This is a genomic window from Synechococcus sp. R70.1 (assembly GCF_047461675.1).
Lineage (GTDB): Bacteria > Cyanobacteriota > Cyanobacteriia > Thermostichales > Thermostichaceae > Thermostichus.
This window is the reverse complement of the sequence record NZ_JANSHR010000114.1, coordinates 46,407-52,494: the sequence shown is the minus strand read 5'-3', so window position 1 is coordinate 52,494 and position 6,088 is coordinate 46,407. Positions and strand designations below refer to the sequence as shown.

Annotated in this window: 6 protein-coding genes; 3 read left to right on the top strand and 3 right to left on the bottom strand. The window is 60.3% G+C overall.

Annotated elements, in window-relative coordinates; translation table 11 throughout:
- Positions 1-185: 185 nt before the first annotated feature.
- Together NW807_RS11130 and NW807_RS11125 are read left to right on the top strand one after the other, a co-directional pair.
- Positions 186-1,145, top strand: coding sequence for an NAD(P)H-binding protein (locus NW807_RS11130; protein ID WP_414426138.1), 960 nt, complete (start codon positions 186-188; stop codon positions 1,143-1,145).
- Between the two features lie 78 nt (positions 1,146-1,223).
- Positions 1,224-2,210 carry an ABC transporter ATP-binding protein gene (locus NW807_RS11125; RefSeq protein ID WP_414410213.1) on the top strand — a complete coding sequence of 329 codons (987 nt, stop codon included), beginning with the start codon at positions 1,224-1,226 and terminating at the stop codon, positions 2,208-2,210.
- A 29-nt stretch (positions 2,211-2,239) separates the two neighbouring features.
- Here NW807_RS11125 and NW807_RS11120 read toward each other — a convergent pair whose 3' ends face one another.
- On the bottom strand, positions 2,240-3,367 hold the full coding sequence (locus tag NW807_RS11120; RefSeq protein WP_414396006.1) for a glycosyltransferase family 4 protein: 1,128 nt from the start codon (positions 3,365-3,367) through the stop codon (positions 2,240-2,242).
- Between the two features lie 367 nt (positions 3,368-3,734).
- Positions 3,735-4,451 (bottom strand): M50 family metallopeptidase, encoded by a 717-nt coding sequence (locus tag NW807_RS11115; protein WP_414426137.1) that lies wholly within the window; start codon positions 4,449-4,451, stop codon positions 3,735-3,737.
- Between the two features lie 235 nt (positions 4,452-4,686).
- Between NW807_RS11115 and surE the strand changes: the two genes are divergently transcribed.
- Entirely contained in the window at positions 4,687-5,418 is a 732-nt protein-coding gene (gene surE / locus NW807_RS11110) for a 5'/3'-nucleotidase SurE (protein WP_414396002.1), read from the top strand.
- Here surE and NW807_RS11105 read toward each other — a convergent pair.
- Positions 5,401-6,021, bottom strand: coding sequence for a DUF3318 domain-containing protein (locus NW807_RS11105; protein WP_414426136.1), 621 nt, complete (start codon positions 6,019-6,021; stop codon positions 5,401-5,403). The two genes, surE and NW807_RS11105, sit on opposite strands and share 18 nt — an antisense overlap.
- Positions 6,022-6,088 lie beyond the last annotated feature (67 nt).

Here is a 6,088-nt window from a genome sequence, read left to right as displayed (position 1 = left end):
ATCGCGTTAGCGGGCCGTAGGCCAATCGCGTTAGCGGGCCGTAGGCCTTGGCAAGCAAGCAGGGATCCCCCTTTTTGGGTCTGCTCCCAGACCGTTCGCGCTAGCGGGCCGTAGGCCTCGAGGGGGTGTGTTGGAAGCTTTCTCAGTCTGATAAACTAAGGCCAAGGTTAAGAAATGATAACTTTATGAACGTGCTGGTTGTCGGGGCAACGGGAACCCTGGGCCGTCAGGTAGTGCGGCGGGCTATTGAGGAGGGCCATCAGGTCACCTGTCTGGTGCGAAACCCGGCTAAGGCTGCCTTCCTAAGCGAATGGGGGGCCCACCTCAAAGTGGGGAACCTGCTGCAGCCAAGCACGCTCCGAGAGGCCATGGAGGGTGTTGAGGCGGTGATTGACTGTGCCAGCGTACGACCAACCGACACGCTCACCACTCGCCAGGTGGATTGGGATGGCAAGGTCGCTTTAATCAACGCCGCTCGGGCCGCCCAAGTGGGGCACTTTATCTTTTTTTCCATCATGGGTGCTCAGCACGAATACCCCAATGTGCCCCTGATGAACTTTAAGCACCACATTGAGAAGTATCTGGTCGGATCCCAGATGCCCTACACCATTTTTCGCCTGGCGGGCTTCATGCAGGGGCTGATTGGCCAGTACGCCATCCCCATTTTGGAAGAGCAAATCGTTTGGGTAACCGGCGAGAGCGTTCCCACGGCCTACCTCGACACCCTAGACGCAGCCCGGTTCGCGGTGCGGGCCCTCAGCCTCGAAGCAGCCAAGAGACAGATCTTTCCCTTGGTGGGGCCCAAGGCTTGGACTTCCCAAGAGGTCATTGCCCTGTGCGAGCAGCTTTCTGGCAAAAAGGCCAAGGTCAGGACCATACCCCTGGGCCTGTTGCGGGGAGCGCGCAAGGTAGCTCAGTTCTTTCAGTGGAGCTGGAACATTGCCGACCGGCTGGCGTTTGTGGAGGTGATTGCCGCCGGAGAGCCGATGCACGCTGACATGACACCTGTGTGCGAAGCCCTAGGCATTGAACTGGCTTCCCTGACCTCCCTCGAGGACTTCCTCGCAGACTACTTCCAGAGGATGTTGAAACGGATTCGCGAGCTGAAGGTTAAACAACCCAAGAAGGTCAAGACGCCTTTCTAAGGAAAACTGCAGCCGAGGCGGGAGTAGAGCGTAAACTGGATAGCGGGCTAGCCTTTTTCTCAACTCCAGCTTTTCCCGATGAGCGAGACGGTTGTCACCTCCCCAGGAGCAGCTGTCGCCCAGCCCGAGCCAGCCATTGCCGTTGCCGGCCTAAGCAAAACCTACCGCACCGGCTTTTGGCTAACCAAGGTGGTCACCCCTCTTAAGGATTTTTCGCTAACCGTGGCCCGCGGTGAAACCTTTGGGCTACTAGGGCCCAACGGAGCTGGCAAAACCACCACGATCAAGTGTCTGCTGGGCATTGTCGAGCCCACCAGCGGCAGGGGCACGCTCTTGGGCAAACCCCTGGGGGATCGCTCCATCAAGCAGCGGGTAGGCTACCTGCCGGAGAACCCCTATTTTTACGACTACCTGACCGCTTGGGAGTTTCTCCATTTTGCTGGCAAGGTGTTTCGCCTCTCGGACAGCCTCCTCAAGGAGCGGATCCCGCAGCTGCTGGAGCTGGTGGGGCTTTCTATGGATACGGCCCGCAAGAAGCCAATGCGCACCTACTCCAAGGGCATGCTGCAGCGCACGGGCATGGCCCAAGCCCTGATCAACGACCCGGAGCTGGTGTTTCTGGATGAGCCGATGTCGGGTCTGGATCCCATGGGCCGCTACCAGATGCGGGAGATCATCCTGTCTCTCAAGCAGCAGGGCAAAACGGTATTCTTCAACAGCCACATCCTGGGGGATGTGGAGGTGATCTGCAGCCGCATCGGCCTCATGGTCGGCGGCAAGTTGGTGCAGCAGGGAACGTTGGACGAGCTGCTGGGCCAGAGCAAGAGCTACCGCGTGCAAGGGCACGGCGGCGCCGTAGAGCAGTTCCGCGACTGCCTTGAGCACTTCTCCATCCAAGGATCCCATTGGTCGGGAGAATGGAGCGGATCCCTGCCGGAGCTGCTCAATCTCCTAAACCAGGCGGGGGCGGTGGTAACCGATGTGCATTGGCAACGGCAGTCCCTAGAAGAGTTCTTTGTCGAGCAAGTGCGGGCCATTGAAGGGGATCGGCCACTCTCTGCCTGATCTGGCCCAGGTGTTTTGGAACGTCATTTCTACCGACTACGTCCTGCCTCAGCGATGACAGCGCGGTAGTACTCCTCTAGCTGCTGCGTGGCTGCGGACCAGCTCCAGCGCTCGGCCTCCTGGCGGGCCTGTTGCCGGAAAAGTTGCCGCTGGTCGGCCCTCTCCAACAGTTGCCGTGTGGCTTGAACAAAGTCGCTGTCGGAGTCGGGATCAAAGAGAAAGCCGTTGCGGCCGCTGTCCACCACATCGGTAATGCCGCCGCAGCGGGGGGCGATCACCGGACAGCCGGCAGCCATGGCCTCCAACAAAACCAGCCCCAACGTCTCGGTGCGGGAGGGAAACACAAATAGATCGGCAGAAGCAAAGGCCGCCGCCAGCTCTTGCCCCTGCAAGTAGCCCGTAAACACCACGTCATAGCCAGCAAAATGCTGTTCCAGGGATCGCCGCTCCGGTCCATCCCCGACAATAGCCAGACGCGCCTGCGGGATCTGCTCCAGGAGCACCCGGATCCGCCCCACCTCTTTTTCTGCGGAGAGCCGACCCACGTAGAGCAACAGCGGCCGCTCGGGCTGCCCTGCGCTGAGGCGGGCCCGCATCTCTGGACTGGCGGCCTGGGGATGGAAGAGCTCCGTATCCACTCCTCGCTGCCACAGGTGAACTCGCTCAATGCCGTGGGCAGTGAGCTCCTGCATCATGGCCGTCGAGGTACAGAGGTTGAGCCGCGCCAGATTGTGCCCCAGCCTGAGGAGGCTCCACAAAACCCCCTCCAGAAAGCCCAGCCCATAGTGCTTCAGGTACTTTGGCAAATGGGTGTGGTAGGAGGCCACCAGGGGGATCCTCATGGTCTGACTGTAGTAGAGGCCCCCCAGCCCCAAAACCGCTGGGTTGACCACGTGGATGACATCCGGTCGAAAACGGCTAAGCAGCCTGCCAATGGCCGGGCCAGGAGCAGCCAGCTTCAACTCTGGGTACAAGGGCAAGGGGAAGCCGGGGATCCCGTAAACCCGTGCCCGCGCAAACCGCCTGGGTGCTCCCTGAGGGGCAACAATCAGCACTGAGTTGCCGCGGGCCGTTAGGTGGCGCACTGTATGGCAAAGCCGGGTAACAATGCCATCTACCTTGGGCAAGAACGTCTCTGTAAACAGAGCTATGCGCATCGGGGATCCCAAGCCTACTGCTCCCACCCGTCGGACAGCGTCTTCGACGACTCTTAGGATGAGTGTTGCACAAAATGGCAACGCAACAACGGCTTGGGCACCCCCTCTAGCGGGACAGGCTAGCAGCAGGGCTGGCTGGCTGGATCTGGCCCAGGGCTGGGTCTTGGCCCAGAGTATCTGCCAACGTTTTGCTCACAGATAGCAGCATGGCCGCCAAAGCCAGACCAATGACATCTCTCCACATTGTCCGCTCCCACACTCCTCACGCCCCTTACTGTAGCGGCGGCTTTTGCGGCCGGGCAGTGATGGGCAACGGATTTTTGGGTGATAGCAATCACTGCCAAAATTGCGGCTTTGCCCCTTTTGGCTAGTCGCGGAAGGCCAGTTGCAAGCTGCTTATCAGCACAGCCAAAGAAAACACCGCCATCACCCCTCCCCAGAACCAGTAGGGCAAAAATAAGCTTTGGGCTATCTGGCTGGAGTCGGAGAGGATCAGCCGCCCGTTGATGACAGCACCCTCCATAAAGAGATAGTCAACCTGGTGATAGGTGCTCACACAGGCCTGCACCCCCAGAAATTGCAGGACAAAGCCCCGCAACCAAGGGGAAGCCCAGCAAGCTACCGCCAGGATGCCCAAACCCATGGCGGGGAGGAGCAAGAGGCCAAAGGGAGAACGCACCCAGAGCAGCGTCGAGAGCAACAGCAGGGATCCCAAAAACACCAACCCCAGCCAAGCTGTGCTGCGGCGGCGAGAAGCGAGAATGAACAGAGCCCCAGCCAGCGGCGGACCCATCGGCCCAGCGGCGGCCACCAAAGCCCGCCCCACCCGTCCTAAAAACAGCTCGCCACTGTAGATAGCTAGCCCCGAGCCATTGGGATAGATCTCCAGACGATGAAACTCTCCCCCCAACAGCAGCGCCGTCAGCCCGTGGCCCATCTCATGAAACCAGGTGGCCAACAGGGTAAAGGGATAGAGGAGGTAATTGCCCCCGGGAAACCGCCAGAGCAAGACCGTCAGCCCTGCAGCAGCCACCAGCCAAATCACGCTGTGCCGGTCAGGTTTTTCGGAAGGGGAAGAAGGCATAGGGGGAGAGGAGACTTGCCAAAAAAGAGTCTAGAACACCTAGGCCCGTAGACGCCTGCTAGCGGTGCAGAGTTCCACGCCATTGAGTCTTGCCAAGCCTCAACTGGGGGAAGAGAACGCCGGGGATCTGCCTTATAAAGAGAGACGGGCTCCGCCTTGCCTTTGACCTCAAACCCATCCGCAACAGGGACTTGCGATTAGGCTAACCCAAGGAGCTGCCGGCAGAGGAATTTAGATGAAGGTATTGCTAACCAACGACGATGGCATTGAGGCAGCAGGGCTGGCGCACCTCAGGCTAGCTCTCAGCGCTCTCGTTGCCGAGGAAAACTGCTGGATTGTGGCCCCTCACCAGCCGATTTCTGGCTGTAGCCACCAAGTCACGACGGGGCGGCCCTTCCGCGCCTGGGCCCGTGGCACGCGCACCTTTGCTGTAGAGGGATCCCCTGCCGACTGTGTGCGGGTGGCCTTGTTTAAGCTTGCCCCTTCCGTGGATTGGGTGCTTTCTGGCATCAACGAGGGAGGGAATCTGGGAACGGATGTGTACCTGTCCGGCACGGTGGCAGCGGTGCGGGAAGCGGCGCTGCGGGGGATCCGGGGAATTGCCATCTCCCAGTATCGGGCAGGAAGCCAACCCATCGATTGGGAGCAAGCGCAGCGGTGGACGCGGGAGATCTTGGCAGAGCTGATGGAGCAACCCTTACCTAGAGGCGCCTTTTGGAACGTGAACTTGCCCCACCTGCCGCCTGGATCCCCTTTGCCGGAGCGAGTTTACTGTCCCCTCTGCACGCAGCCGCTGCCGCTCGATTACGCCGTGGAAGCAGAGGGAGAAGGCTTGGAGTTGCTGTGGTTCCGCTACCAGGGGCGCTACGCAGAGCGCGCTCGCGATCCCCAAACCGACACCGATGTCTGCTTCTCCGGTCGGGTAGCCATCACCCAGGTGCACCTGACCTCAGGAGCTCCCCGGTGAGGGAGTGAGGTTGCGGGCGATGGTTCTCAGCCGCTGCAGCCGCAGCGCCGTCAGGATGTCAGAGGGATCCAGCTTCAGGGTTTGTTCCAGAGCCTCTGCCAAGTGTCGGGCTGCCTCCTGACGGGTATAGCCGCGGAACTGGGCGCGGCGCAGGGCAAATTCATCGGCATCGAAAGGGGCGCTCTCGCGATGGAGGCTTTGCCAGATCTGTCGAACGGAGAGGGCCGTAATGCCCCCCGCTAGAAGAGCAGAAAAGGGGTGTTGCAGAGAGAGCTCCACCAGGGTGGTAATGCCCCCAAACAGCGCCAGCGATTGGTAAAACCCTGGCTGCAGCCAGTTGCGATGGCTAAGCCAGCCCACCTCCCGCAAAAACAGGAGATCTCGGTGCGGCTGCGGGATCCCTTGCCACCGGCGAAAGTCGATGGCAATGGTGCCCTGGGGCTGCCAGGGAGCCTGGCGGCGAGAAACCAGCAGCCTCTCGCCCCCCGAGTGAGGAACAACTTTGATCCAAGCTCGGAAGGAAGCGGGGAGCAGATCCCGCAAGCGTTCAATTTCTTCTTTTTGAAAGGTTTCCAAAGACTGGAAGTCTAGGCCACTAGTCATACTTACGTGTGCTGATTCTTGAACCCCCTCTCTAGCCTAGCGGCAGCAGGGGTGGCGTGAGGCTTGG